General features: G+C 71.3%; 24 protein-coding genes and 1 tRNA gene. 14 read left to right on the forward strand and 11 right to left on the reverse strand.

The genetic code is table 11. The features are described 5' to 3' along the window. The first annotated feature begins 38 nt into the window (after nt 1-38). Entirely contained in the window at nt 39-533 is a 495-nt protein-coding gene (locus ADL34_RS28470; protein WP_062673924.1) for an SUKH-3 domain-containing protein, read from the forward strand. 18 nt (nt 534-551) lie between these two features. Here ADL34_RS28470 and ADL34_RS28475 read toward each other — a convergent pair whose 3' ends face one another. After that, nucleotides 552-1,880 (reverse strand): sensor histidine kinase, encoded by a 1,329-nt coding sequence (locus ADL34_RS28475; RefSeq protein ID WP_062673926.1) that lies wholly within the window; start codon nt 1,878-1,880, stop codon nt 552-554. Between the two features lie 154 nt (nt 1,881-2,034). Between ADL34_RS28475 and ADL34_RS28480 the strand changes: the two genes are divergently transcribed. The 7 genes from ADL34_RS28480 to ADL34_RS28510 all read left to right on the forward strand — a co-directional run bounded on the left by ADL34_RS28480 (nt 2,035) and on the right by ADL34_RS28510 (nt 7,573). Then, nucleotides 2,035-2,105 (forward strand) — tRNA-Gln (locus ADL34_RS28480). Nucleotides 2,106-2,228: 123 nt separating this feature from the next. Then, complete coding sequence (glmU, locus tag ADL34_RS28485) at nt 2,229-3,677, forward strand: bifunctional UDP-N-acetylglucosamine diphosphorylase/glucosamine-1-phosphate N-acetyltransferase GlmU (protein WP_079034463.1); 1,449 nt, start codon at nt 2,229-2,231, stop codon at nt 3,675-3,677. A gap of 77 nt (nt 3,678-3,754) precedes the next feature. Beyond that, entirely contained in the window at nt 3,755-4,735 is a 981-nt protein-coding gene (locus ADL34_RS28490) for a ribose-phosphate diphosphokinase (protein WP_062673931.1), read from the forward strand. A 182-nt stretch (nt 4,736-4,917) separates the two neighbouring features. Continuing rightward, complete coding sequence (locus tag ADL34_RS28495) at nt 4,918-5,514, forward strand: 50S ribosomal protein L25/general stress protein Ctc (protein WP_062673933.1); 597 nt, start codon at nt 4,918-4,920, stop codon at nt 5,512-5,514. A 97-nt stretch (nt 5,515-5,611) separates the two neighbouring features. Beyond that, complete coding sequence (gene pth, locus ADL34_RS28500) at nt 5,612-6,214, forward strand: aminoacyl-tRNA hydrolase (protein WP_062673934.1); 603 nt, start codon at nt 5,612-5,614, stop codon at nt 6,212-6,214. Between the two features lie 65 nt (nt 6,215-6,279). Then, the gene (locus tag ADL34_RS28505) at nt 6,280-6,768 is read left to right on the forward strand and encodes a hypothetical protein (protein WP_062673936.1); all 489 of its coding nucleotides are present in this window, start codon (nt 6,280-6,282) and stop codon (nt 6,766-6,768) included. A gap of 139 nt (nt 6,769-6,907) precedes the next feature. Further along, complete coding sequence (locus tag ADL34_RS28510) at nt 6,908-7,573, forward strand: LPXTG cell wall anchor domain-containing protein (protein WP_062673938.1); 666 nt, start codon at nt 6,908-6,910, stop codon at nt 7,571-7,573. 74 nt (nt 7,574-7,647) lie between these two features. Here the strand turns inward: ADL34_RS28510 and ppc are convergent, their stop codons facing one another. Continuing rightward, the gene (gene ppc / locus ADL34_RS28515) at nt 7,648-10,389 is read right to left on the reverse strand and encodes a phosphoenolpyruvate carboxylase (RefSeq protein ID WP_062673941.1); all 2,742 of its coding nucleotides are present in this window, start codon (nt 10,387-10,389) and stop codon (nt 7,648-7,650) included. A 302-nt stretch (nt 10,390-10,691) separates the two neighbouring features. Here ppc and ADL34_RS28520 point away from each other — a divergent pair, with 302 nt between their 5' ends. Together ADL34_RS28520 and ADL34_RS28525 are read left to right on the forward strand one after the other, a co-directional pair. Further along, the gene (locus tag ADL34_RS28520) at nt 10,692-11,702 is read left to right on the forward strand and encodes an acyl-CoA desaturase (RefSeq protein ID WP_062673942.1); all 1,011 of its coding nucleotides are present in this window, start codon (nt 10,692-10,694) and stop codon (nt 11,700-11,702) included. Continuing rightward, a complete protein-coding gene (locus ADL34_RS28525; RefSeq protein WP_062673945.1) occupies nt 11,699-12,373 on the forward strand; it encodes a TetR/AcrR family transcriptional regulator in 675 nt (224 codons plus the stop codon). Before ADL34_RS28520 ends, ADL34_RS28525 begins: the two co-directional genes overlap by 4 nt. A gap of 98 nt (nt 12,374-12,471) precedes the next feature. Here ADL34_RS28525 and ADL34_RS35225 read toward each other — a convergent pair whose 3' ends face one another. The 3 genes from ADL34_RS35225 to ADL34_RS28535 form a co-directional block, all read right to left on the reverse strand. Next, complete coding sequence (locus ADL34_RS35225; RefSeq protein WP_079034464.1) at nt 12,472-12,645, reverse strand: CsbD family protein; 174 nt, start codon at nt 12,643-12,645, stop codon at nt 12,472-12,474. 62 nt (nt 12,646-12,707) lie between these two features. Then, complete coding sequence (locus ADL34_RS28530; protein WP_062673946.1) at nt 12,708-13,076, reverse strand: VOC family protein; 369 nt, start codon at nt 13,074-13,076, stop codon at nt 12,708-12,710. Further along, nucleotides 13,076-13,882: a trans-aconitate 2-methyltransferase gene (locus tag ADL34_RS28535; RefSeq protein ID WP_062673948.1), complete on the reverse strand. Its 807-nt coding sequence runs from the start codon at nt 13,880-13,882 to the stop codon at nt 13,076-13,078. The genes ADL34_RS28530 and ADL34_RS28535 overlap by 1 nt, the downstream gene beginning before the upstream one ends. Nucleotides 13,883-13,975: 93 nt before the next feature. Here ADL34_RS28535 and tamR point away from each other — a divergent pair, with 93 nt between their 5' ends. After that, nucleotides 13,976-14,473: a MarR family transcriptional regulator TamR gene (gene tamR, locus ADL34_RS28540; RefSeq protein WP_062673950.1), complete on the forward strand. Its 498-nt coding sequence runs from the start codon at nt 13,976-13,978 to the stop codon at nt 14,471-14,473. Nucleotides 14,474-14,804: 331 nt separating this feature from the next. Here the strand turns inward: tamR and ADL34_RS28545 are convergent, their stop codons facing one another. Next, a complete protein-coding gene (locus ADL34_RS28545) occupies nt 14,805-15,578 on the reverse strand; it encodes a LuxR C-terminal-related transcriptional regulator (protein WP_062673952.1) in 774 nt (257 codons plus the stop codon). Nucleotides 15,579-15,850: 272 nt separating this feature from the next. Here ADL34_RS28545 and ADL34_RS28550 point away from each other — a divergent pair, with 272 nt between their 5' ends. After that, the gene (locus ADL34_RS28550) at nt 15,851-16,306 is read left to right on the forward strand and encodes a GNAT family N-acetyltransferase (protein WP_062673953.1); all 456 of its coding nucleotides are present in this window, start codon (nt 15,851-15,853) and stop codon (nt 16,304-16,306) included. A gap of 4 nt (nt 16,307-16,310) precedes the next feature. Here the strand turns inward: ADL34_RS28550 and galK are convergent, their stop codons facing one another. The 3 genes from galK to galT all read right to left on the reverse strand — a co-directional run bounded on the left by galK (nt 16,311) and on the right by galT (nt 19,567). Beyond that, nucleotides 16,311-17,474: a galactokinase gene (gene galK, locus ADL34_RS28555; protein ID WP_062673955.1), complete on the reverse strand. Its 1,164-nt coding sequence runs from the start codon at nt 17,472-17,474 to the stop codon at nt 16,311-16,313. A 74-nt stretch (nt 17,475-17,548) separates the two neighbouring features. Then, the gene (gene galE / locus ADL34_RS28560) at nt 17,549-18,508 is read right to left on the reverse strand and encodes a UDP-glucose 4-epimerase GalE (protein ID WP_062673957.1); all 960 of its coding nucleotides are present in this window, start codon (nt 18,506-18,508) and stop codon (nt 17,549-17,551) included. Next, nucleotides 18,509-19,567: a galactose-1-phosphate uridylyltransferase gene (galT, locus tag ADL34_RS28565; protein WP_062673959.1), complete on the reverse strand. Its 1,059-nt coding sequence runs from the start codon at nt 19,565-19,567 to the stop codon at nt 18,509-18,511. It abuts the gene before it with no gap. A gap of 177 nt (nt 19,568-19,744) precedes the next feature. Between galT and ADL34_RS28570 the strand changes: the two genes are divergently transcribed. Together ADL34_RS28570 and ADL34_RS28575 are read left to right on the forward strand one after the other, a co-directional pair. Beyond that, nucleotides 19,745-21,436, forward strand: coding sequence for a sodium:solute symporter family protein (locus ADL34_RS28570; protein ID WP_062673961.1), 1,692 nt, complete (start codon nt 19,745-19,747; stop codon nt 21,434-21,436). A 21-nt stretch (nt 21,437-21,457) separates the two neighbouring features. Beyond that, nucleotides 21,458-21,805, forward strand: a complete 348-nt coding sequence (locus ADL34_RS28575; RefSeq protein ID WP_062673963.1) for a hypothetical protein — start codon at nt 21,458-21,460, stop codon at nt 21,803-21,805. Nucleotides 21,806-21,850: 45 nt separating this feature from the next. Here ADL34_RS28575 and ADL34_RS28580 read toward each other — a convergent pair whose 3' ends face one another. Further along, a complete protein-coding gene (locus tag ADL34_RS28580) occupies nt 21,851-22,546 on the reverse strand; it encodes a helix-turn-helix transcriptional regulator (protein ID WP_062673964.1) in 696 nt (231 codons plus the stop codon). A gap of 304 nt (nt 22,547-22,850) precedes the next feature. Next, complete coding sequence (locus tag ADL34_RS28585; RefSeq protein ID WP_062739827.1) at nt 22,851-24,653, reverse strand: PQQ-binding-like beta-propeller repeat protein; 1,803 nt, start codon at nt 24,651-24,653, stop codon at nt 22,851-22,853. Between the last annotated feature and the right edge of the window lie 85 nt (nt 24,654-24,738).

The raw sequence follows: 24,738 nt of genomic DNA on the forward strand, positions 1-24,738 counted from the left end.
CCCACCCGGCCCCGGCACACTCGACGAACGAAGAGCCGATGCACACCGACCGCACCTCGACCACCCGCTTCTCCGTCCCCGTCGACGCCGCCCTGCGCGCCGCCGGCTGGCAGCCCGGACGCTGGGACATCAAACAAGCCGAGATCTGGGCCGACGCCCTGCGCGACCACACCTCACCCGCGGGCCACCGGCACACCGTCTTTCCCGCCGCCGTCGAAGCCTGGGCCGAATTCGGCGGCCTCCACATCACCCCCGGCGGACCCGGACGCCAGATCGCCCCCGCCGCCCTCCACCTCGACCCCCTGCACGGCCTCCACATGGCCCGCACCCTCGGCGACCTCGGCCGCGCCCTCGACACCGACGTCAGCCCCCTCGGCACCGAGACCAGCACCGACTCCCTGCTCGCCATCGACACCGAGGGCCGCGTCTACGCCCTCGACCACACCGGCGACTGGTACCTCGGCGCCGACATCGACCAGGCCCTCGCCGGCCTCGTCACCGGACTCGAACCCGCCCGCCTCGTCGCACCCTGACCCCGGCCCGCGACCGGATCAGGCCGCCGGGATCACCGCCGACACCCGGAAACCCCCCGCGTCCGTCGGCCCCGACACGAACACCCCGCCCAGCGCCGACACCCGCTCCTTCATCCCCACCAGGCCATTGCCGCCCGACGGCAGCCGCGCCGACGACGCCGACCCCGCCTCCGGCGGCGGCTCGTTCTCCACCTGCATCGCGATCTCCGACACCCGGTGCGCCAGCCGCACGTACGTCTTCGCGCCCGCCGCGTGCTTGTGGACGTTCGTCAACGCCTCCTGCACCACCCGGTACGCCGTCTGCTCCACCTCCGGCGCGTACGCCCGGGACTCCCCCTCCACCGACAGATCCACGACCATCCCCGCAGCCGCCGACTGCCCCACCAGCTCCTCCAGCTCCGACAGCCAGGGGCCCTCGGCGACCGGCTCCTCCGCCCGCTCCCGGTCAGCGGCAGCGGCCGCGGCCACCCCCACCGCCGCCAGCGGCGCCGCCGCACCCCGCGAGGCACCCGCCGACGCCACACCACTGCGCAGCACCCCGAGCATCTCGCGCAGCTCCGTCAACGCCTGCCGGCCCATGTCCCCCACCAGCGCGGCATTGCGCACCGCCTTCTCCGGGTCCTTGCGCGCCACCGCCTGCAACGCCGCCGCGTGCACCACCATCAGACTCACCCGGTGCGCGACGACGTCGTGCATCTCCCGCGCGATCCGCGTCCGCTCCTCGTTGCGTGCCCACTCGGCCCGCTCCTCCGCCCGCTCCGCGAGCAGCTGAAGCTCCCGCTCCAGACTGTCCGCCCGCTCCCGCAGGCTCTCCATCAGCCGGCGCCGGGCCCCCACGTACAGGCCCAGCAGCAACGACGGCGCCGTCAGCCCGATCGCCGTCGTCACCGACGCGAACGGCACCACCCAGTCGCCGACCGTCAGACTCCCGCGCGCCACGTCCTGGCGCACCCACACGAACGTCACGATCAGCGTGCCGACGAACGACATCCCCGCCAGCGACGCGATGATCCGGCGCGGCAGCTCGGAGGCGGCCAGCGTGTACAGGCCGACGATGCTCAGCAGGAAACCCATCTGCGCAGGCAGCACCGCGATCGACACCAGCACCACGGCGATCGGCCAGCGGCGCCGCAGCAGCAGCACGGAACCCGCCAGCGCCCCGAACACCACCCCGACCGGCACCGGCAGCCCCGCGTCCCGGGCGAACCCGACCCCCTCGAACGCACACTCCCCCGCGGACGCGACGGCCAGCGTCACATCCAGCACGGCGCCCCGCGCCCTGCTCCACCACCACGGCCCGGCCCCCGGCGGCGACTCCCCGGCGTGCTCTTCCCCCGTCCTGGTCATGCCTCCACCCTACGGGCGCACCCCCACCCATTTCCGTCGACTTTCCCCGACGGTCCTGCGCAGCGCGGACTTGTATCGTCGCGTCGAAGGCTCCTGGTACGGCATAGTAGGAGCCGTCCGGTCGGACGATCTACTGAATCGGACATCCAGCCCATCCCGGGTCGTCTAAGGGCAAGACGTCAGATTTTGGTTCTGATCATGGGGGTTCGAGTCCTCCCCCGGGAGCACATGCTCGATACGGGTCCCACCTGGCAGCGCCACGGTCGGGGCCCGCTCTCATGTCCGCCGTGAAACGCCCCGGTATCCTGCGGATGTCACCCCTCCCCCATCACAGCCGAAGGGCATCCCGTGAGCGCCATTCGCCCGGCAGCCGTCGTCGTTCTCGCAGCGGGTGAGGGCACCCGTATGAAGTCGGCCACACCCAAGGTCCTGCACGAGCTCTGCGGACGCAGTCTCGTGGGGCATGTCCTGGCCGCGTCCCGCGAGTTGGACCCCGAGCACCTCGTCGTCGTGGTCGGCCACGCGCGCGAGAAGGTCACCGCGCACCTCGCCGAGATCGACCCCGCTGTGCGCACGGCCGTGCAGGCGCAGCAGAACGGCACGGGGCACGCGGTGCGGATGGCACTGGAGGAGCTGGGCGGCCCGGTGCAGGGCACGGTCGTGGTCGTCTGCGGCGACACGCCGCTGCTGACGGGCGCGACGCTGTCGGCGCTGGCGGCGACGCACGCGGCGGACGGCAACGCGGTGACCGTGCTGACGGCGGAGGTGCCGGACGCGACGGGCTACGGCCGGATCGTGCGGGACGGCGCCTCGGGTGCGGTGACGGCGATCGTGGAGCACAAGGACGCGTCGGAGTCGCAGCGGGCGATCCGGGAGATCAACTCCGGGGTGTTCGCGTTCGACGGGCAGCTGCTGGCGGACGCGCTGGGCAAGGTGCGCACGGACAACAGTCAGGGTGAGGAGTACCTGACGGACGTCCTGGGCATCCTGCGGGAGGCCGGGCACCGCGTGGGCGCGTCGGTGGCGGCGGACCACCGCGAGATCGCGGGGATCAACAACCGCGTGCAGCTGGCGGAGGCGCGCCGGATCCTGAACGACCGGTTGCTGACGGCGGCGATGCTGTCGGGCGTGACGGTGGTGGATCCGGCGTCGACGTGGGTCGACGTGTCGGTGACGTTCGAGCAGGACGCGGTGGTGCTGCCGGGTACGCAGCTGTTGGGCGCGACGCATCTGGGCGAGGGCTCGGAGGTCGGGCCGAACTGCCGGCTGCGGGACACGCGCGTGGGCGCGGGGGCCCGGGTGGACAACACGGTGGCGGACGGTGCCGTGGTGGGCGCGGGGGCGTCGGTGGGGCCGTTCGCGTATTTGCGTCCGGGTACCCGTCTGGGCGCGAAGGGCAAGATCGGTACGTACGTCGAGACGAAGAACGCGTCGATCGGTGAGGGGACGAAGGTTCCGCATCTGTCGTACGTGGGGGACGCGACGATCGGCGAGTACACGAACATCGGCGCGGCGAGCGTGTTCGTGAACTACGACGGCCAGGACAAGCACCACACGACGGTGGGGTCGCACTGCCGTACGGGTTCGGACAACATGTTTGTGGCTCCTGTCACGATCGGGGACGGTGCGTACACCGCCGCGGGGTCCGTGATCACGAAGGACGTACCGCCCGGTTCGCTGGCCGTGGCCCGTGGCCAGCAGCGGAATATCGAGGGTTGGGTCGCTCGTAAGCGTCCGGGGAGCGCGGCGGCGCGGGCGGCGGAGGAGGCGTCCCGGCAGGGCGGAAGCGAAGACTGACCGGAAACGGGTGCGTCGGACACGGCGTACCGTGATAGGTGCACACCCAGCTGAGACACCTCTGAGGAGACAGTGCTGTGACCGGGATCAAGACGACCGGCGAGAAGAAGATGATGTTCTTCTCCGGCCGCGCCCACCCCGAGCTTGCCGAGGAGGTCGCCCAGCAGTTGGGTGTCGGGGTCGTCCCGACGAAGGCCTTCGACTTCGCGAACGGCGAGATCTACGTGCGGTATCAGGAGTCGGCGCGCGGCGCGGACTGTTTCCTGATCCAGAGCCACACGGCGCCGATCAACAAGTGGATCATGGAGCAGTTGATCATGATCGACGCGTTGAAGCGTGCGTCGGCCCGCTCGATCACGGTGATCGTGCCGTTCTACGGCTACGCCCGTCAGGACAAGAAGCACCGTGGCCGTGAGCCGATCTCGGCGCGTCTGATCGCGGACCTGATGAAGACGGCCGGCGCGGACCGCATCCTGACCGTGGATCTGCACACGGACCAGATCCAGGGCTTCTTCGACGGCCCGGTGGACCACCTGTTCGCGCTGCCGCTGCTGGCGGACTACGTGGGCCGCAAGGTCGACAAGGACAAGCTGACGGTCGTCTCGCCGGACGCGGGCCGGGTGCGGGTCGCGGACCGCTGGTGCGACCGGCTGGGCGCGCCGCTGGCGATCGTGCACAAGCGGCGTGACAAGGACGTCGCGAACCAGGTGACCGTCCACGAGGTCGTGGGTGAGGTCAAGGGCCGCGTGTGTGTCCTGGTCGACGACATGATCGACACGGGCGGCACGATCTGCGCCGCGGCGGACGCGCTGTTCGCGCACGGCGCGGAGGACGTCATCGTCACCGCGACGCACGGTGTGCTGTCGGGCCCGGCGGCGGACCGCCTGAAGAACTCGCGCGTGAGCGAGTTCGTGTTCACGAACACGCTGCCGACTCCGGGTGAGCTGGCGGCGGATCTGGACAAGCTGACGGTGCTGTCGATCGCGCCGACGATCGCGAGTGCGGCGCGCGAGGTGTTCGAGGACGGTTCGGTCACGAGCCTGTTCGACGAGCAGTAGAGCCGGCTGTAGAGATCGTTTTGGGAACGGCCTCCGGGTCCGAGTAGACTGCTGCAGTTGCTCGGCGAGGGAGGCCGTTTCCCGTTGCGGGATGCGGTTGTCCGTTATCGACGCGCTCTTCGTAGCAGGCCGTTCGTGGCCGGGTGACCCCGTCCGTCCTACTTCTACGAGGAGTGATCGTCATGTCCGAGGTCAAGATCTCCGCCGAGTCCCGTACCGAGTTCGGTAAGGGTGCGGCCCGTCGTATCCGTCGTGACAACAAGGTCCCGGGTGTGCTGTACGGCCACGGTTCCGACCCGCTGCACCTGACGCTTCCGGGCCACGAGCTGCTGCTGGCGCTGCGTACGCCGAACGTCCTGATCGCGCTGGACATCGACGGCAAGACCAACGAGCTGGCCATCCCGAAGGCCGTGCAGCGTGACCCGCTGAAGGGCTTCCTGGAGCACGTGGACCTGCAGCTGGTGAAGCGCGGCGAGACCGTCACGGTCGAGATCCCGGTGCAGGCCGAGGGCGAGCTGGCCCCGGGCGGCAACCTTCTCGAGCACGTGCTGAACGCGCTTCCGGTCGAGGCCGAGGCCACGCACATCCCCGAGTCCGTGACCGTGTCGGTCGAGGGCCTGGAGGCCGGTGCGTCGATCCTGGCGAAGGACATCGAGCTGCCCAAGGGCACCAAGCTGGCCGTCGAGGACGACACGGTCGTGCTGCAGGTGCTGGCCGCGCAGGCCGAGGAGGCCGCTGAGGGCGCCGAGGCCGAGGGCGAGGAAGTCGCCGAGGCCTGATCCTCGCATTCCGGCGGGGCCGTGTGACCGGTTCCGTCGTCGCTTTCGTCAGCCGCCGTCCCTTCGGGGGCGGCGGCTGGCGCGTATCGATGGAGACGTGGACGTGACGACCGATCCGAGTGCGCCGTGGCTGGTCGCCGGCCTGGGCAATCCGGGGCCCGAGTACGCGGGGAACCGGCACAACGTGGGGTTCATGGTGGTGGATCTGCTCGCGGAGCGGATCGGGGGGAAGTTCAAGCGGGCCGGGAAGGCGCAGGCGCAGGTCGTCGAAGGGCGGATCGGTCCGCCGGGGCCGGCGAGCCGCCGGGTGGTGCTGGCGAAGCCGACGTCGTTCATGAACCTGTCGGGCGGCCCGGTGAACGCGCTGCGGGACTTCTACAAGGTGCCGCTGGGCAACATCGTCGCGGTGCACGACGAACTGGACATCGACTACGGCACGTTGCGGCTGAAGCTCGGCGGCGGGGACAACGGGCACAACGGGCTGAAGTCGATGACGAAGGCGATGGGCCCGGACTACCACCGGGTGCGGTTCGGTGTGGGGCGTCCGCCGGGCCGGATGCCGGTGGCGGACTTCGTGCTGAAGGACTTCTCGGCGGCGGAGCGCAAGGAGCTGGACTACTTCGTGGACCGGGCGGCGGACGCGGTGGAGTGTCTGGTGATCGAGGGGCTGGAGCGGGCGCAAAGCACGTACAACTCGTGATGTGTCGGTCCGCGCGACCGACGCGAAGTTGACCGTTCGCAGGGGCATGGCCAAAGATCGCGGCCATGCCTTCTGCCGTTGTCTCCAGTCAGGGCGCTGTCTCCGCGCTGCGGTTCGGCCGGGTCGCGGTGATGGGGGCGGTGGTACTGCTGATCCTCGTCGCGGGTGTGTGGGGGTCGTGGGGCAGCGCGCAGCACGTGATGCTCACCAAGGGCCGTGAGCACGGCACGATCGAGGTGGCCCGGTGCGGCGCGGACACGTGCGCCGGGCCGTACGCGCCGGTGTCGGTGGGGTCGCGGGCGCGCGCTTCGGTGGTGATCGAGAAGAGCGTCGCGGTGCGCGAGGGGGAGACGTACGCGGTGGTGGTGAAGCCGGGTACGGACGAGGTGGTGCGGTCGGGTCCGGCGGGCGTGCTGTACGCGTGGGTGCCGCTGGGCGGCGCGCTGCTGCTGGCGTCGGTGGTCGCAGCGGGCGGTCTGCGCCGGGCCCGCCTGGCCTGGCTGCTGGCGGGCGCGGGCGTGGCGCTGCTGACGGGCGCGTACGTGACCGTGTAGGCGGCTGCCCGTTTCTCCATGTGTGTGGAGGTCCGGAGTGTGGCCGGTTCGTGATTGACCTGGATTCAACGGACGCAGGAAGCTGAGCCGCCCCCTCCACATCACTCCTGTTCCCACTCGCAGATGGACTGCATGCCCCATGCGTACCCTCTTCCGCGCCGGCGCCCTGTCCGCCGTCGCCGCGTCCGCCGTGCTGTGTCTGCCGGTGGCCGCTCAGGCCACCGCTCCCGGTGACAACGGCACCGTGAAGATCCATGACTCCGCGACCGGTGAGGAGGCGCGCCGCAACGAACCGCACGTGTGCACGTTCTACCTGGACGCCTTCGGCTTCGACCGGGTCCAGCAGGTCGACTGGCACATCGAGGTCTGGGCCCCGACGGCCGGCGTCAAGGGCGAGACCGTGCGGTCGGGCGCGCTCACGCTGGACGGCGAGGGCCACGGCCGTACGGCCGATCTGACGCTGCCCGACGGGCACTACAAGCTGTTCTGGAACTTCGCGGGCGAGAAGGGTTCCGCGAAGCACAAGGTGTTCTGGACGGACTGCGGCGAGGAGGACGGCGGGACGCCGTCGACGCCGTCGGCACCCTCGACGCCTGCCCCGGCGTCGACGCCGCCGGCTTCGCCGGTGCCGTCCGGGTCGCCCGGCGAGGCGGTGCCGTCGTCGGCGTCCTCGCCGTCGCCGCAGGGCTCCGGGGGCGATCTCGCCGAGACGGGCAGTGGGGCCCCGGTGGGTCTGCTGTCCGCGGCCGCCGCGGCGCTGCTGGGCGCGGGCGGCTATCTGGTGCTGCGGCGACGCAGGGCCTGACCCGGACCGCCGCCGTAGACGACGGTGCCCCCGTGCTCGGGTGAGCGCGGGGGCACCGTCGTCGGGCGGGGGCGTCAGCCGGTGTTGCGCAGGCCGGCGGCGACGCCGTTGACAGTGAGGAGCAGGGCGCGGGCGAGCAGCGGGTCGGGCTCGGCGCCGCTGGCGACGGCGTCGCGCTGGCGCTTGAGCAGGGCGACCTGGAGGTAGGAGATCGGGTCGAGGTAGGCGTCGCGGATGGCGAACGTCTGCTTGAGGACGGGCTGGGCGTCGAGGAGTTCGCTCTCGCCCGTGACCCGCAGGACCTCGCGGACGGTGAGCTCGTGCTCGGCCTTGATGGCGTCGAAGACGTGCTTCAGCTCGTCGGGGACGAGGGTGTCGACGTAGTGCTGGGCGATACGCAGATCGGTCTTCGCGAGGGTCATCTCGACGTTGGAGATGAAGTTGCGGAAGAAGTGCCACTGCTCGTGCATCTCGTCGAGCACGGTGTCCAGACCGGCCTCGCGCAGGGCCTTCAGGCCGCTGCCGACGCCGAACCAGCCGGGCACGATCTGCCGGGACTGGGTCCAGCCGAACACCCACGGGATGGCGCGCAGTCCGTCGAGGGAGACACCGGAGCCGGGGCGGCGGGAGGGCCGCGAGCCGAGGTGCAGGTCGGCGAGCTGGTCGACCGGGGTGGACGCGAGGAAGTACGTCGGCAGGTCGGGGTCCTCGACGAGCTTGCGGTACGCGGTGTGCGCGGCGTCGGAGACGACGTCCATCGCGGCGTCCCAGCGGGCGAGCGCCTCGGTGGACTGGCGCGGCGCGGTGTGCAGCGCGGAGGCCTGGAGGGTGGCGGCGACGGTCAGTTCCAGGTTCTCGCGGGCCAGCGAGGGGACCAGGTACTTGTCGGAGATGACCTCGCCCTGTTCGGTGACCTTGATGGCGCCTTCGAGGGTGCCCCAGGGCTGGGCGAGGATCGCGTCGTGCGAGGGGCCGCCGCCGCGGCCGACGGTGCCGCCGCGGCCGTGGAAGAGGCGCAGCCGCACTCCGTAGCGGTGGGCGACGTCGCGCAGCCGGCGCTGGGCGCGGTGGATCTCCCACTGGCTGGTGGTGATGCCGCCGAACTTGGAGGAGTCGGAGTAGCCGAGCATGACCTCCTGGACGTCGCCCCGCAGCGCGACGAGGCGCCGGTAGGACGGGTCGGACAGCATGTCCTCGAGGATGGTGTCGGCGGCCTTGAGCTCGTCGGTGGTCTCCAGGAGCGGCACGATGCCGATCTTCGCCCAGCCCGCGTGCAGGTCGATCAGGCCGGCCTCGCGGGCGAGGACGGTGGCGGCGAAGACGTCGTCGGCGCCCTGGCACATGGAGATGATGTACGACTCGATGACCTCGGGTCCGAAGACCTCCAGGGCCCGCTTGACGGTCTGGAAGACGCCGAGGGTCTTCTCGCCGGCCGCGTCGACGGGCGCCGGGCTGGGAGCGAGGGGCCGCCGGGAGCGCAGTTCCTTGGCGAGGAGCTTGGCGCGGTAGTCGCGGGGCATGTCGGCGTAGCGCCAGGACTCCTCGCCGAGCCGGTCGAACAGCTGGCCGAGGGCGTGGTGGTGGGCGTCGGCGTGCTCGCGGACGTCCATGGTGGCGAGCTGGAGGCCGAAGGCGGCGAGGGTGCGGATGGTGCGGTCCAGGCGCCCGTCGGCGAAGAGGCCGCCGCGGTGCTCGCGCAGGGAGCTCTGGATCAGGGTGAGGTCGGCGAGGAGTTCGCCGGTGCCGAGGTAGTCGCGGCCGGGCTCGTGCGGGGTGTTGCGGGCCAGGCGGGTCTTGGTGTTCTCCAGCTTCTGGCGGATGCACGTGGCCTTGAGCCGGTAGGGCTCCTCGGCGTTGAGGCGCTTGTAGCGGGGGCTGATCTCGGGCAGGGCGTCGAGGTCGGCCTGGAGGGAGGCGAGGAGTTCGTCGGTGGCGCCGGTGTAGCGGATGGAGTTCGACAGGAAGCCGCGCAGCTCGTCGATCATCTCCAGGGCGTCGTTGATGCCGTGCTCGTGCTGGAGGATGAGGATGTCCCAGGTCACCTGGGGGGTGACGTTGGGGTTGCCGTCGCGGTCGCCGCCGATCCAGGTGCCGAAGGTGAGCGGGCGGGTGTCGTCGGGCAGCTTGTGGCCGACGCGCTCCAGTTCGGCGGTGAGGTCCTCGAGGACGTCGCCGACGGCGCCGGCGTGCAGCTCGTCGAGGTAGTAGATGGCGTTGCGCGCCTCGTCGGCGGGCTCGGGTCGGACGACGCGCAGTTCGTCGGTCTGCCAGACGAGGTCGATGTTCTCGGCCAGTCGGGTGTCGTTGCGGCGGCGGTCGCCTTCCAGGACGGGCGTCTCCAGGAGGGCGGCGATGCGCCGGAGCTTGTTGAGGACGGAGCGGCGCGCGGCCTCGGTGGGGTGCGCGGTGAAGACGGGGCGCACGTTGAGGTGCCGGACGGTCTGCCGCAGGTGCTCGGGGTCGGCGTCCTTGAGCCGGTCGGCGGTGCGGGCGAGCAGGCCGCCCTCGGCGGCGCGCCGGGCCCGCAGTTCACGGCCTCGGTGGACCTGCTCGGTGACGTTGGCCAGGTGGAAGTACGTGGAGAACGCGCGGACCAGCTTGGCCGCGGTGTCGAGTTCGGTGCCCCGCAGCAGTTCGGCGGCGGCCTCTCCGTCCTCGCGGGTGAGGCGGCGGACCTTCTCGACGAGTTCCAGCAGCTCGGGTCCTTCTTGGCGGACCAGTGTCTCGCCGAGGAGGTCACCCAGCCGGCGGATGTCGGCACGCAGCTCGGCGCTGGCGGTCTCCTGGGACACGGTCTGGTCGTCGGCACTGCTCACAGGTGCGGCTCCTTGCAGTGTTGAAGCTCGTCTGGGAGGGGAACCCGGCGCCTGGGCCGTACGGCGGGACCGCCGCTTACGGCTCCTGACATCCGGGAAGAAATCAGAGCGGACCGCGCTGTCCGACCGAGACAAGGATAGGTGTCGATGGGGACGCGCTGTCTGCCGGGCTCTTGCCGCAGGGCGGCACGCTGCCATACTTACGACGCCGTAGGTTACGGAACCGTAGGCACCGCGCCGCCGGCGCCTGCCCGACCGTGACACGGCATCTGTCACAACCCTCGACCCCACAGGGGACGCCCATGACCCTGAGCTCCGATGTGATCGAAGACGCCCAGAAGGCGCACGACGACACCAACGCTCCCTCCGCCACGCTCGGCGGTGAGAAGAAGCGGTCGATCGAGCAGATCGCTCTTCTCCTCTTCATCATCGTGCCGTTCCTCGCGCTCCTCGCGGCGGTTCCGCTGGCCTGGGGCTGGGGAGTGAGCTGGCTCGACCTCGGCCTGATGGTCTTCTTCTACTTCCTCGGCTGCCACGGCATCACGATCGGCTTCCACCGCTACTTCACGCACGGTTCGTTCAAGGCCAAGCGGCCTCTGCGGATCGCCCTGGCCGTCGCCGGGTCGATGGCCGTGGAGGGCCCGATCGTCCGCTGGGTGGCGGACCACCGCAAGCACCACAAGTTCTCCGACGCCGAGGGCGACCCGCACTCGCCGTGGCGGTTCGGCGAGACCCTGCCGGCCCTGATGAAGGGCCTGTGGTGGGCGCACATCGGATGGATGTTCGACGAGGAGCAGACGCCGCAGGACAAGTACGCGCCGGACCTGATCAAGGACCCCGCGATCCGCGCCGTCTCCCGTCACTTCGTGTCCTTCACGATCCTGTCGCTGGCGCTGCCCGCCGTGATCGGCGGTCTGGTGACGATGTCCTGGTGGGGCGCGTTCACCGGCTTCTTCTGGGGGTCCCTCGTCCGGGTGGCTCTGCTGCACCACGTGACCTGGTCGATCAACTCGATCTGCCACGCGGTGGGCAAGCGCCCGTTCAAGTCCCGGGACCGCTCCGGCAACGTGTGGTGGCTGGCCGTGCTGTCGTGCGGCGAGTCCTGGCACAACCTGCACCACGCCGACCCGACGTCCGCGCGGCACGGTGTGGAGCGCGGGCAGATCGACTCCTCGGCCCGCTTCATCCGGATCTTCGAGAAGTTCGGCTGGGCCTACGACGTGCGCTGGCCGTCACGCTCGCGTATCGATTCCCGCCGCAACACCGGGGAAGACGGAGCCCGGCGCCGGAAGGAACCCGCGAAGGCGGCATGATTGACGCCGTGGCGACCGACTCCAGCACCTCCAGCAACGACAAGCCGCGGCGGGCGCGCCGTACCCGGATGACCGGTGCGGAGCGCCGCCAGCAGTTGCTGGAGATCGGTCGCACCCTGTTCGCCGCGAAGGGGTTCGAGGGCACGTCGGTGGAGGAGATCGCGGCGAAGGCCGGGGTGTCCAAGCCGGTGGTGTACGAGCACTTCGGCGGCAAGGAGGGCCTGTACGCGGTCGTCGTGGACCGCGAGATGCGGCGGCTGCTGGACATGGTGACCAGTTCGCTGACCGCGGGGCATCCGCGGGAGCTGTGCGAGCAGGCGGCGTTCGCGCTGCTGGACTACATCGAGGAGTACACGGACGGCTTCCGCATCCTGGTCCGTGACTCCCCCATCCCGCAGTCGACGGGGTCGTTCGCCTCACTGATCTCCGACATCGCCACCCAGGTGGAGGACATCCTCGGCCGCGAGTTCAAGAGCCGCGGCTTCGACCCGAAGCTGGCGCCGCTGTACGCGCAGGCGCTGGTGGGGATGGTCGCCCTGACCGGGCAGTGGTGGCTGGACGTGCGCCGGCCGAAGAAGGCCGAGGTGGCGGCGCACCTGGTGAACCTGGCGTGGCACGGCCTCGACGGGCTGGAGGCCCGGCCGCATCTGATCGGGCGCCGCAAGAGCTGACGCCGGCGGGTACCGGTACACGGACGAACACGGACACGGGCGCGCGGGGTGCCCCCACAGCACCCCGCGCGCCCGTGTCGGTCGTGCGGACGTACGCGTCAGTGCTTGAAGGTGTCCTTGCCCTTCTCCTTCGCCTGGCGCGCGTCGCCCTTCATCTGGTCGGCCTTGCCCTCGGCGGTCATCCGCTCGTTGCCGGTCATCCGGCCCACGGCTTCCTTGGCCTTGCCCTTGGCCTGTTCCTTCATGGCCCGGGACTTCTCTTCCTTCGCCACGTGTCTCACTCCCGCAAGGTTCGACGTCGCTGCCACGGAACGGGTGTCCCGCAGGTCACGGGTCAAACAACGGGATCGGGTTCCAGGAACTCCAGCCGGTTGCCGGCGGGGTCGCGGGAGAAGAAGCGCCGGTGCCCGGGGAGGTCGCCGTCCCACTCCACGGGGGCGCCGAGGGCGGCCAGCCGGGCGCCGTACGCGGCGATGCCGGTGACCCGCAGTCCGGGGTGGGCCTTGCGGGCCGGGCGGAAGTCGTTCTCGACACCGAGGTGCAGCTGCACGCCGCCCGTCCGGAACCAGCAGCCGCCGCGGGCCGCGAGCGCGGGCGGCTTGGGGATTTCCGTCATGCCGAGGACGTCCACGTAGTACGCGCGCAGACGGTCCTCGGAGCCGGGCGGGGCGGCGAGCTGGACGTGGTCGACGGCGCTGATCATCACGTCTCCTTACGGGCGACGGCGAAGACGCGGCGGAACGGGAACGGGGTGCCGTGCGGGCCGGGCGGGTACGCCTCGCGCAGCGCGGCCCGGTAGGCGTCCAGGAAGGCGTCGCGGCGGCCGGGGTCGTCGGCGAGCGCGGTGAGGACGGGGCGCAGGCCGGTGCCCTTCACCCAGTCCAGGACCGGGTCCTCGCCGGGCAGCAGATGCAGATACGTCGTCTCCCACACGTCCGCGGCGCAGTCCAGGGCGGTCAGGCGGGCCAGGTAGTCCCGTGGGCCGAGCACGGCGTCGGAGTGGCGCAGGACGTCCGCGAGGCCGTGGCGCGCGGCGAGGTCGCGCATCAGGCGGTGGCTCGGGGCGTCGAAGTTGCCCGGCACCTGGAGGGCGAAGGTGCCGCCGGGGCGCAGGCCGGCCACCCAGGAGCCGAAGCGGTCGGCGTGGCCCGGCACCCACTGGAGGGTGGCGCTGCTGACGATCAGGTCGTACGGCTCCTCGGGCGTCCAGGTGCCCACGTCGGCGTGGGCGAAGTCCAGGCGGCCGCCGCCCTCGGTGGGGCCCTCGTGCTCGGTGTGGGCGCGGTCGAGCATCGCGGCGGAGTTGTCGAGGCCGGTGATGTGGGCGGTGGGCCAGCGGGCGGCGAGCAGGGCGGTGACGTTGCCGGGGCCGCAGCCGAGGTCGGCGATGCGGGGCCGGGCGCCGGGGAGTGGGGGGACGCGGGCCAGGAGGTCGGTGAAGGGGCGGGCGCGGTGATCGGCGTGACGCAGGTACTGGGCGGGGTCCCAGGTGGGGGTGGCTGCGGACATGACGGGCCTCCTGTCTTCCGGGTTCCAGCCTGCCCCTCGTTTTATCTTGACGTCAAGAGACTTCACGTCGACACAACCACTACACTGATCGTCATGGAGGACGAGGTCGATCGGCTGGTCGCAGCGTGGCGCCGGGAGCGCCCGGACCTCGACGTGGAACCGCTCGAGGTGCTCAGCCGGGTGAGCAGGCTGGCCCGGCATCTGGACCGTGCGCGCCGGCTGGCGTTTTCCGAGCACAGTCTGGAGCCCTGGGAGTTCGACGTGCTGACCGCGCTGCGGCGCGCGGGTGATCCCTATCAGCTCTCACCGGGGCAGTTGCTGACGCAGACGCTGGTCACCTCGGGCACGATGACGAACCGCATCGACCGGTTGGCCAAGAAGGGCCTGGTGGAGCGGCTGCCCGACCCGAGCGACCGGCGCGGGGTGCTCGTGCGGCTCACGGCCGAGGGGCGCGATCGGGCCGACCAGGCGCTGGCGGGGCTGCTCGCGCAGGAGCGGGCGATCCTGGGGGAGCTGTCGGGTGGGCAGCGTTCCGAACTGGCGGGGTTGCTGCGCAGGCTGACGGCGCCCTTCGACAACATCCCGGGGTAGGCCCGGTGCGGTGCGGCGCCGCCGGGGTCATGCGGGATGCCGTATGCCGGGTGCGGCGCCGTCGTGGCTGGGCGCGCAGTTCCCCGCGCCCCTGAGGGCGTTGACCGCGGCCGAATGTGCGAGGCGCCGTCTGCCTGGTGCGCCCACCCGGGGGTGCCGGGACGGGCTCGTCGCGGGTGCGGCCGCCGTCGTGGCTGGGCGCGCAGTTCCCCGCGCCCCTGAGGGGGTTGTCCTTCGCGGCGTCGACGACGTACCCGGGCGGGGGCAGTCAGGGTGCGGCGCCGTCGTGGCTGGGTGCGGAGTTCCCCGTGCTCCGTAAAAAGCCGATCCGTCAGGCGCTGGTCGTTGCCTCCGGGAGGATTCTGGTCGGGGGGTCCAGGTCCACCGGGCCCACTCCGGCGCGGCGGGCCAGGGCTACCGCGGCCAGGGTGGAGTGGACGCCCAGCTTGCCCAGGACGTTCTGCATATGGGTGCGGACCGTGTGCGGGGAGAGGAACAGGCGCTCGGCGACCGCCTTGCGGCCCAGGCCCGCCACCATGCAGCGCAGCACCTCCCGCTCGCGCGGGGTCAGCGACTCCACGAGCCGTTCGCTCTCCGTGCGGTGCTTGCGGGCCGCCGTCAGCTCGCGCAGCACCCCCGTGAGCAGGGCGGGCGGCAGATGCGTCTCGTCGCGCAGCACCCCGCGGATCACCGTCAGCAGCCGGGACAGCGAGCAGTCCTTGGCGACCCAGCCGGACGCCCCGGCCTGGAGGGCCAGCGCGGCCCGGCGCGGATCGTCCTTCTCGGCGAGGACGACGGTCCGTACGGCGGGCTGCGCGGAGCGGACGCCCGCGACCAGCGAGATGCCGTCGACCAGGCCGTCCTCGCCGACCTCCTGGACGGGCGGGGCGGGCCGTATGCCCGGCATGCCGCCGCCCAGGTCGGAGTCGACGAGCAGCACGTCGAAGCGGCGGCCCTCGGCGGCCGCGCGCTCCAGGCAGCGCAGCGCGGCCGGACCGCTGCCCGCGGCGGAGACCTCGACATCGGGCTCGGCCGCCAGCGCGGCGGCGAGCGACTCGGCGAAGATGCGATGGTCGTCGACGACCAGGACTCGGATGCGAACCACGAAACCCCCTTCCCCAAGCTCTCGAAGAGCAGGGGATACCCCATCGTCATGAGGACGACACCGGGAGACGAACACGGTCGCGGGCGCGACGCCCGAAGCGCGTAGGGCAGGCACGGCCGCCGCCGTGCAGGAACTGCTACCCCCACTTCGGGCGTCGAACCCGACTGTCTCGCCCCCTGATCAGCACCGGCCCCCACCGGTGCTGCTCATCAGAGTACGGGCGGGGGGCAGGAGCGGAAGCGAATTTGCAGAACTGGTTCGCGGACGCGTTTATGGTGAGCCGCATGTTTCGTCTGGAGACAGAAGTCGACTCTTCCCGGCGGGATCTGCTCCGGCGGAGACTGCGGGACACCAACACGGCGGCCTCCCCGGTGCTGCGCGCCCTGCGCGGAACCCCAGGTGAACGCGAACTTCCGCTCCATGTGTGGGCGTTGGACGACGCGGGCGCCGTGGCCGGGGGTCTGGTCGGTCACACCTGGGCCACCTGGCTGCACGTCACGTATCTGTGGGTGGACGAACGCCACCGCGGCGCACGGCTCGGTTCGCATCTGCTCGCACACGCGGAGCGCGTCGCCCGCGACGAGCGGGGCTGTGCTTCGGTGCGCCTGGAGACATGGGACTTCCAGGCGCCGGAGTTCTACAGGAAGCAGGGGTACGACGTGGTGTGCGTGATCCCCGGCTATCCGCCGGGGATCACCGAGTACACGCTCACCAAACGGCTGCGCTGAACACTCAGCCGAGGCGTCGCGCGCCCGCCGCCGGCACCGCCTCGAACACACGCGGCGCGGTGAAGCCGGCCGCGGCGAAGGCGTCCTCGACGGCCTTGGTGACCGCCTCGACGTCCCCGGCCTCGGCCAGCACGATCGCCGAGCCGCCGAAGCCGCCGCCGGTCATGCGGGCGCCCAGCGCCCCGGCGGTCAGGGCCGCCTCGACGACGAGGTCGAGTTCGGGGCAGGAGACACGGAAGTCGTCCCGCAGCGACGCGTGGCCCTCGGTCAGGACCGGGCCGATCGCCCGGGTCTCGCCGGACTCCAGCAGGGCGACGACCCGCTCGACGCGCTGGTCCTCGGTGACGACGTGCCGCACCAGGCGGCGCACCTCGTCGTCGTCGCCGATCCGGGCGAGGGCCGCGTCCAGTTCGCCGTAGGGGACGTCCCGCAGGGCGTCCACGCCGAGGAGCGCGGCGCCCTTCTCGCAGCCGGCGCGCCGCTTGCCGTACTCGCCCTCGCTGTGGGAGTGCTTGACCTGGGTGTCGACCACGAGCAGGCGCATGCCCTCGGCGGCCAGGTCGAAGGGGATCTGCCGCTGGGAGAGGTCGCGGGTGTCCAGGAAGAGGGCGTTGCCGGCCTCGCAGCAGGCGGACGCCGTCTGGTCCATGATGCCGACGGGGGCGCCGACGTAGACGTTCTCGGCGCGCTGGCACAGGCGGGCCAGCTGCCAGCCCTTCAGATCCAGGCCGCACAGGTCGTTCAGGGCGAGGGCGACGACGACCTCCAGGGCCGCCGAGGAGGACAGGCCCGCGCCCGCCGGGACGGTGGACGCCAGGTGGATGTCGGCGCCGCCGACGGCGTGCCCGGCGTGGCGCAGCGCCCAGACGACGCCGGCCGGGTACGCGGTCCAGTCGCGGTCGGTCTCGGGGGCCAGCTCGTCGACGCGCAGCTCCACGACACCGCCGCGGACGTCCTCGGAGTGCAGGCGCAGCACGCCGTCGTCGCGGCGGGCGACCGCGGCGACCGCGGTGTGCGGCAGCGCGAACGGCATGACGAAGCCGTCGTTGTAGTCGGTGTGCTCGCCGATGAGGTTGACCCGCCCGGGCGCGGCCCACACCCCCTCCGGCTCGGACCCGTACAGCTCCCGGAACCGCTCCGCGACCGCGGCCGCCGTGTCGACGCTCATCCCCTGCTCCTGACCTTCCCTGCCGAACCGGCTTCCGTGGCCGGTGGATTGACCGGCCCGTTCAGCCGTAGAACCTAACTGGTGCGCTGGGCGAACTCCCACGCGTCCCGGACGATGCCCGCGAGGTCGGTGCGGGACGGGTTCCAGCCGAGGCGCTCGCGGGCGGTGGCGGCGGAGGCGACGAGGACGGCCGGGTCGCCGCCGCGGCGGGGGGCCACCACCTCGGGGACCGGGTGCCCGGTGACCTGACGGACCGTCTCGACGACCTCGCGGACGGAGAAGCCGTTGCCGTTGCCGAGGTTGCAGACGAGGTGCTCGCCCGGCACGGCGGCCTTCAGGGCGAGCAGATGGGCCTCGGCGAGGTCGGCGACGTGGATGTAGTCGCGCACGCAGGTGCCGTCCGGCGTCGGGTAGTCGTCGCCGAACACGGAGATCGACTCGCGGCGGCCCTGGGCGACCTGGAGGACCAGCGGGATCAGGTGCGACTCGGGGTCGTGGCGCTCGCCGTGCTCCTTGTAGGCGCCGGCGACGTTGAAGTAGCGCAGCGACACCGCGGCGAGGCCGTGGGCCGCCGCCTCACTGGTGATCATGTGGTCGACGGCCAGCTTGGAGGCGCCGTAGGGGTTGGTGGGCAGCGTGGGCGCCGACTCGACGATCGGCACCTCGGCCGGTTCGCCGTAGGTGGCCGCCGTGGAGGAGAAGACGAGGGTGCGCACGCCCGCCTCGCGCATGGCGCCGAGCAGGGCCATGGACCCGCCGACGTTGTTCTCCCAGTACTTCTCGGGCTTCACGACGGACTCGCCGACCTGGGAGGAGGCGGCGAAGTGCAGGACACCGTCGAAGGAGGCGTCCAGCCACTTGGCGGCGTCGCGGATGTCGCCCTCGACGAACACGGCACCGTCGGGCACACCCTCGCGGAAGCCGGTGGAGAGGTTGTCCAGGACGACGACCTCGTTCCCGGCCTCGAGCAGGTGCCGCGCGACCACACCGCCGACGTAGCCCGCGCCCCCGGTGACCAGAAACTTCCCGCTCATCTAACTCGCTACCTCTCGCAGTCGCTCGGCCGCGCGCTCCGGCGGCACGTCGTTGATGAACACGTTCATGCCGGACTCCGAACCCGCGAGGAACTTCAGCTTGCCGGAGGTACGGCGGATGGTGAAAAGCTCGAGGTGCAGCGCGAAGTCGTCGCGCACGACACCCTCGGACTCCGCCGACCGGCCGAACGGCGCCTGGTGCCAGGCGGAGATGTACGGCGTCGGCGGCTCACCCTCGCCGAAGATCCGGTCGAAGCGCCTCAACAGTTCCAGATAGACCTGGGGGAACTCCGCGCGCGCCGCCTCGTCGAGGGCGAGCAGGTCGGGCACCCGGCGCCTGGGGTACAGGTGGACCTCGTACGGCCAGTGCGCGGCATACGGCACGAAGGCCGCCCAGTGTTCACTCTCCAGGACGACCCGCTCCCCGGCGAGTTCGCGCTCGAGGACGGCGTCGAAGAGGTTGCCGCCGCCGCTGGCGGCCTTGTGGCGCGCGAGCGAACGCAGCATCAGGGCGGTGCGGGGCGTGGTGAAGGGGTAGGCGTAGATCTGCCCGTGCGGATGCCCGAGGGTGACGCCGATCTCGGCGCCGCGGTTCTCGAAGCAGAACACCTGCTCGACGGCGGGCAGCGAGGACAGCTCCGAGGTGCGGTCGGTCCACGCGTCCAGGACGAGGCGGGCCTGTTCCTCGGTCAGATCGGCGAAGGAGGCGTCGTGGTCGGAGGTGAAGCAGACGACCTCGCAGCGCCCGGAGTCACCGGCGAGCGACGGGAAGCGGTTCTCGAAGACGACGACGTCGTAGGAGGAGTCGGGGATCTCGCTGAGCCGGCCGTCCCGGGAGGGGCAGAGCGGGCACTCGTCGGCCGGCGGGTGGTAGGTGCGGCCCTGCCGGTGGGAGGCGATGGCGACGGCGTCCCCGAGGAGGTCGTCGTGGCGGATCTCCGACGTGGTGACGGTGGGCTCCAGGGGGCGGCGGTCGACCGCCTGGCGCAGGGTGTCGTCGCGCAGGTCGTAGTAGATCAGCTCCCGACCGTCCGCCAGCCGGGTCGAGGTCTTCTTCACGCGGGACTCCACATTTGTCCGAGCCTTCACCCAACAGAACCAAACATAGGAGAACACAACCCACCATCGCCGGTCAACATCACGATCAAACAAAAACCGTCACTCGAAGTGTTCAATTACTGAACATGGCGGCGTAGGTTCCGCTCTGGATCGGTTCGCTAAACGAAGCGAGTACACATGGAAACCCCCACATATCACCCCATCTACCTCGCCGCGGAACTACGGCTCCCCACGAACTGGCTCGACTACACGCTGCTGGGCATCTACTTCGTCGTCGTGCTGGGCATCGGTTTCGCGGCCCGCCGCTCGGTGAAGACCAGCCTGGACTTCTTCCTGTCCGGGCGCTCCCTGCCCGCCTGGGTGACCGGCCTGGCGTTCATCTCCGCCAACCTCGCCGCCACCGAGATCCTCGGCATGGCCGCCAACAGCGCCCAGTACGGCGCCTACACCGTCCACTGGTACTGGATCGGCGCCATCCCGGCCATGGTCTTCCTCGGCCTGGTGATGATGCCCTTCTACTACGGCAGCAAGGTCCGCTCCGTGCCGGAGTTCCTGCTGCTGCGCTTCGACCGGGCGGCCCACCTGCTCAGTTCGATCCTGTTCGCCTTCGCCGCCATCCTGATCGCCGGGGTGAACCTGTACGCCCTCGCGATCGTGGTCGAGGCCCTGCTGGGCTGGCCGCAGTGGGTGGCGATCGTGGTCGCCGGCTTCTTCGTGCTGGCGTACATCACGCTCGGCGGCCTGTCCTCGGCGATCTACAACGAGGTCCTGCAGTTCTTCGTGATCCTGGCCGCGCTCATCCCGATCACGGTGCTCGCCCTGAAGAAGGTCGGCGGCTGGGACGGCCTGAGCGACACCCTGACCAAGGCCCACGGCGACGACTTCGTCACCGCCTGGGGCGGCACCGGCATCGGCGACGCCAACCCGCTCGGCGCCAACTGGCTGACGATCGTCCTCGGCCTCGGCTTCGTGCTGTCCTTCGGCTACTGGACGACGAACTTCGCAGAGGTCCAGCGCGCCCTGTCCGCCAAGAACCTCTCGGCGGCCCAGCGCACCCCGCTGATCGCGGCCTTCCCCAAGATCTTCATCGTCTTCCTGGTGATGATCCCCGGCCTGGCGGCCGCCGCCCTGGTCCCCGGCTTCGGCACCGAGGAGTCCGGCTACCAGTACAACGACGCCATCCCCTTCCTCATGGAGGGGCTGCTGCCCAACGGTGTGCTCGGCGTCGCGGTGACCGGTCTGCTGGCCGCGTTCATGGCCGGCATGGCGGCCAACGTGTCGTCCTTCAACACCGTGTTCACCACGGACATCTGGCAGAAGTACGTGGTCAAGGACCGCGAGGACACCTACTACGTGCGCTTCGGGCGGCTCATCACGGCCGTCGGCGTCATGGCCTCCATCGGCACGGCGTTCCTGGCCTCGTCGTTCTCGAACATCATGAGCTACCTGCAGACGCTGTTCTCGTTCTTCAACGTGCCGATGTTCGTGGTCTTCATCATCGGCATGTTCTGGAAGCGGGCCTCGATGAAGTCGGGCTTCTGGGGACTGCTGGCCGGCACCACGGCGGCGATGGTGAACTACTTCGTCCTGTACAAGCAGGACATCATCTCCATCCCCACCGACCAGGGCGCGAACTTCGTCTCCGCCATCGCGGGCTTCGTGGCCGGCGCGGTCGTCATGGTCGCCGTCTCCCTGTTCACCGCGCCCAAGCCGGCGCACGAACTGCAGGGCCTGGTCTACGGCACCCGCTCCCCCGGCATGTCGGAGCCGCCCGCCGAGGGCGACGACGCCTGGTACCGCAAGCCCGCCCTGCTGGGCTGGGGCGCCGTGATCCTGGCGGCCGTCTGCTACATCCCGTTCTCGTTCTGACCAGGAAGGTCCTGACCCACCATGACCGACCATCCCGAGCACCCCGACCGCCCGCGCCACCCCGGCTGGTCCGAGGAGGACGTGCAGCGCCAGGTCACCGAGCTGCAGGAGAAGTCCGAGACGGCGGCCCGGCTCTTCGACATCCGGCGCATCATCGGCGGGCTCTTCGTCGTCTACGGCGTCATCGTCACGATCGCCGGCATCACCGACGACGACGCCGCGATCGACAAGGCCGAGGGCGTCAACATCAACCTGTGGACCGGCCTCGGCATGCTGCTCCTCGGCCTGTTCTTCCTGGCCTGGCTGAAGCTGCGGCCCGCCGCGCCGGCGCCCCCGCCGGTCGAGCCGGGCGACGAACCGTCCGAATGACCCCGCCGGGGCGAGCGGCCCGCGCCCTCGCCCCCGTCCCGGTGGCTACGGCTCCGGCGGCGCGTGGGGGCGGGGCAGCGGGCCCGCCCGGTCGAGCAGGCCGGTGCGGGCCGCCAGCGCCGCCGCCTCCAGCCGGGAGCCGACGCCCAGCTTCATCAGGACCCGCTGGACATGGGTGCGGGCCGTCGACGGCGCGATGCCCATGCCGGCGGCGATGAGCCGGGTGTCCTCGCCGTCGGCGACCCGGACCAGCACCTCGACCTCCCGCGGGGTCAGCATCTGGAGCAGCCGCTGCCCCTCGTCGTCCGGCTGGGCCGCCGGGTTGAGCAACTCGCTGAACGCGCCCTGCAGCAGCTGCGGCGCCACCGCCGCCTCACCGGCCCGCGCTTTCATGATCGCCCGCTCGACGCCCTCGATGCGCTCGTCGTGCCGTACGTAGCCGGAGGCGCCGGCCGCGAACGCCGCCGCGATCCCGCGCGGGCTCGGCACCGGTCCGAGGACCAGCACCGCCACCTGCGGCCGCTCCCGCTTGATCCGCACCACCGGGTCGAACATGCCCGGCTCCGCGGGTGTGGCCGTCCCCAGCAGACACACCTCGGGCGCCCGCGTGATCACCAGCTCGGCCGCCCCCGCGGCCGGAGCGGCAGCGGCCAGCACCCGATGCCCCCTCAGTTTCAGTGCCGAGGCCAGCGCCTCGGCGAGCAACCGGTGGTCGTCGACCACCATCAGCCGCACTCCCATCGAGCAACCCCCCAGTCCCCCCAATGGATCTCCCGCCATGCCCGGATCGGCTCGCGCCGGTCCGGACGCCCCACCACGGATGCCCACTGGTCCGCGCGGACGGAAGCCCCCTCCCGGCCCCCCCGCCCTTCATGCCCCCGGAAGCTACACGCTTGTTCGACGTCGCGCTCCCCCTACCGGCGATAAGTGCCCCGGAACGGCGGATTTTCTGGCTTTCCCCGCACGCCGGGGCGCGCAGGCGATAAGCCGGCGGCCCCGCTCCTGACCAGGAACGGGGCCGCCGGACACGGAAGGGGCGCGCGCGTCAGCCCTTCGCGCCGAACGCGATCACATGCCACCGCTGCTCGCCCGAGCTCCCCAGGGAGCTGGCGAACCGGGACGACATGTACAGACGGCCCTGGGAGTAGAGGAGTTCGGCGTAGTCCGGGGACATCCGCGTCTCGATGTCCCGGACCGTGCGCGCGGCGGGGTTCTCCAGGAGCTTCGTCTCCTTGAAGCTGCCGCCGTCGATGCTGACGATCTGGCCGCCCTTGTCGTACGGGGGCCGCTTGTAGGCGATCACATTGCCGCCGTCCATGCGCAGCGGCGTGATCGTGTAGCGGTCGCCGGCGTCGGCGCGCTGCCCGGTCTGCTTGCCGCTGGCCAGGTCGAAGGCGACGATCTCGTTGGTGCGGCCGTACTCGCCGCCGCCGGAGTGCTCCTTGGTGGCCGCGTACAGCCGGTCGTTGCCGACGACGACGCCGGTGCACGCCTCGATGGTGGTGACGCCGGAGCAGCGGGCCGAGAACTTGTCGGCCGGCAGCGGGATGCGGATGCGGAGCTTGCCGGTCTTGTTGTCGATGGAGAAGACGTCCGAGATGCCGATGGAGTCGGACTCGCCGACCTCGGCGGCCACCACGAGCGGGTCGGTGGAGATGACGCTGGCGTACTCGACGCCCTCGGCCATCTTGTACTCGGAGATCACCTTCCCGCTCTGCGGGTCGACGGTCTGGATGTGCAGCTGCGGCTGGTCGTAGCTGCCGCACTTGCGCACGGTGACCAGCTTGGGCCCGCCGCCGTACCCGAGGTCGTAGCAGTCGTCGTCGGCCTTCGGGGACCACAGCTGCCGGCCGGACTTCAGGTCGAAGGCGGCGCCGCCGCTGGTGCCGCCCGCGGCGACGGTGCCGCCGCTGACGGTGAGGTTGTCGAAGCGCAGCTCACGGCTCCCCGCCTTGGCGGTCTTCGTCCAGAGCTTCTTGCCGGTGTCGAGGTCGATCGCGGCGACCTGGCTGCAGCCGTGGGACGGCTTGTCCTTGGTCGGCTTCTCGGGCTGGAAGGCGATCGCCGTGAGGTGCCCGTCGGTGACGTGCCGGCCGGCCTGGCAGACCGGTCCGGGCAGCGGGATCGTCCACAGCTTCGTGCCCTTGTCGGGGTCGTAGCCGACGATCTCGGAGACGCCGCTCTTGACGTACGCCTTCTCGGTCAGCCACGAGCCGGCGACCACGATGCTGGTGTCCTCGTCGACCTTGGGCGACGGGACCTTGAAGAGCACGTCGGAGTTGGCGTCGGAGGGCACCTTCTCGGTGCCGTCGGGGGTGTCCCCGCCGCCGCCCTGCCCGTCGTCGCCCCCGCCGCCGGTGCCGCCGGTGGAGTTGGCCGTCTCGTCCTTGCCGCCGTCGTCACCGTTCTTGAACAGGTACACACCGCCGACGACCAGGGCGATCACCACGACCACCGCGGCCGCGATCATCGCGATCCGCGAGCCGTTCGAGCCGCCGCCGGCCGCCGTGACGGGCTGCGTGGCGTAGGGCTGCTGCTGCGGATAGCCGTAACCGGGCTGCTGGCCGTACGGGTTGGGCGTCGGGTACTGCTGCTGGGCGTACGGGTTGGGCTGCTGGCCCGGGTAGCCGTACGGCGGCTGGGGCTGCTGCGGCGCCTGCGGGTAGCCGTAGCCGGGCTGCTGCGGCGGACCGGCCGGCGGGGTGGGCGGACCCTGCGGCGGCTGCGGCGGCTGGTACTGCTGGCCGGGCTGCTGGGGCGGCTGAGGCTGCTGGGGCGGCTGGTCGCCGGGCGGGCCGAAGCCGCCCTGCGGAGGCTGGTTCGGCGGCGGGGGCGGCGGCTGGGTCATGGCGGGGGGACCCCGGGGGGGGGGGGGGGGGGGGGGGGGGGGGGGGGGGGGCCGGGGACCCCGCCCGGGCCCCCTTCCCCCGGGG

Source organism: Streptomyces sp. NRRL WC-3605 (genome assembly GCF_001509795.1).
Lineage (GTDB): Bacteria > Actinomycetota > Actinomycetes > Streptomycetales > Streptomycetaceae > Streptomyces > Streptomyces viridochromogenes.

Excerpts from the sequence above, each read along its gene's own strand:
- ADL34_RS28470 (WP_062673924.1), top strand. The coding sequence starts at position 39 with ATGCACACCGACCGCACCTCGACCACCCGCTTCTCCGTCCCCGTCGAC.
- ADL34_RS28475 (WP_062673926.1), bottom strand. The coding sequence starts at position 1,880 with ATGACCAGGACGGGGGAAGAGCACGCCGGGGAGTCGCCGCCGGGGGCC.
- ADL34_RS28495 (WP_062673933.1), top strand. The coding sequence starts at position 4,918 with ATGTCCGAGGTCAAGATCTCCGCCGAGTCCCGTACCGAGTTCGGTAAG.
- ADL34_RS28505 (WP_062673936.1), top strand. The coding sequence starts at position 6,280 with ATGCCTTCTGCCGTTGTCTCCAGTCAGGGCGCTGTCTCCGCGCTGCGG.
- ADL34_RS28510 (WP_062673938.1), top strand. The coding sequence starts at position 6,908 with ATGCGTACCCTCTTCCGCGCCGGCGCCCTGTCCGCCGTCGCCGCGTCC.
- ADL34_RS28520 (WP_062673942.1), top strand. The coding sequence starts at position 10,692 with ATGACCCTGAGCTCCGATGTGATCGAAGACGCCCAGAAGGCGCACGAC.
- ADL34_RS28525 (WP_062673945.1), top strand. The coding sequence starts at position 11,699 with ATGATTGACGCCGTGGCGACCGACTCCAGCACCTCCAGCAACGACAAG.
- ADL34_RS28530 (WP_062673946.1), bottom strand. The coding sequence starts at position 13,076 with ATGATCAGCGCCGTCGACCACGTCCAGCTCGCCGCCCCGCCCGGCTCC.
- ADL34_RS28535 (WP_062673948.1), bottom strand. The coding sequence starts at position 13,882 with ATGTCCGCAGCCACCCCCACCTGGGACCCCGCCCAGTACCTGCGTCAC.
- tamR (WP_062673950.1), top strand. The coding sequence starts at position 13,976 with ATGGAGGACGAGGTCGATCGGCTGGTCGCAGCGTGGCGCCGGGAGCGC.
- ADL34_RS28550 (WP_062673953.1), top strand. The coding sequence starts at position 15,851 with ATGGTGAGCCGCATGTTTCGTCTGGAGACAGAAGTCGACTCTTCCCGG.
- galK (WP_062673955.1), bottom strand. The coding sequence starts at position 17,474 with ATGAGCGTCGACACGGCGGCCGCGGTCGCGGAGCGGTTCCGGGAGCTG.
- galE (WP_062673957.1), bottom strand. The coding sequence starts at position 18,508 with ATGAGCGGGAAGTTTCTGGTCACCGGGGGCGCGGGCTACGTCGGCGGT.
- ADL34_RS28570 (WP_062673961.1), top strand. The coding sequence starts at position 19,745 with ATGGAAACCCCCACATATCACCCCATCTACCTCGCCGCGGAACTACGG.
- ADL34_RS28575 (WP_062673963.1), top strand. The coding sequence starts at position 21,458 with ATGACCGACCATCCCGAGCACCCCGACCGCCCGCGCCACCCCGGCTGG.
- ADL34_RS28580 (WP_062673964.1), bottom strand. The coding sequence starts at position 22,546 with ATGGGAGTGCGGCTGATGGTGGTCGACGACCACCGGTTGCTCGCCGAG.
- ADL34_RS28585 (WP_062739827.1), bottom strand. The coding sequence starts at position 24,653 with ATGACCCAGCCGCCGCCCCCGCCGCCGAACCAGCCTCCGCAGGGCGGC.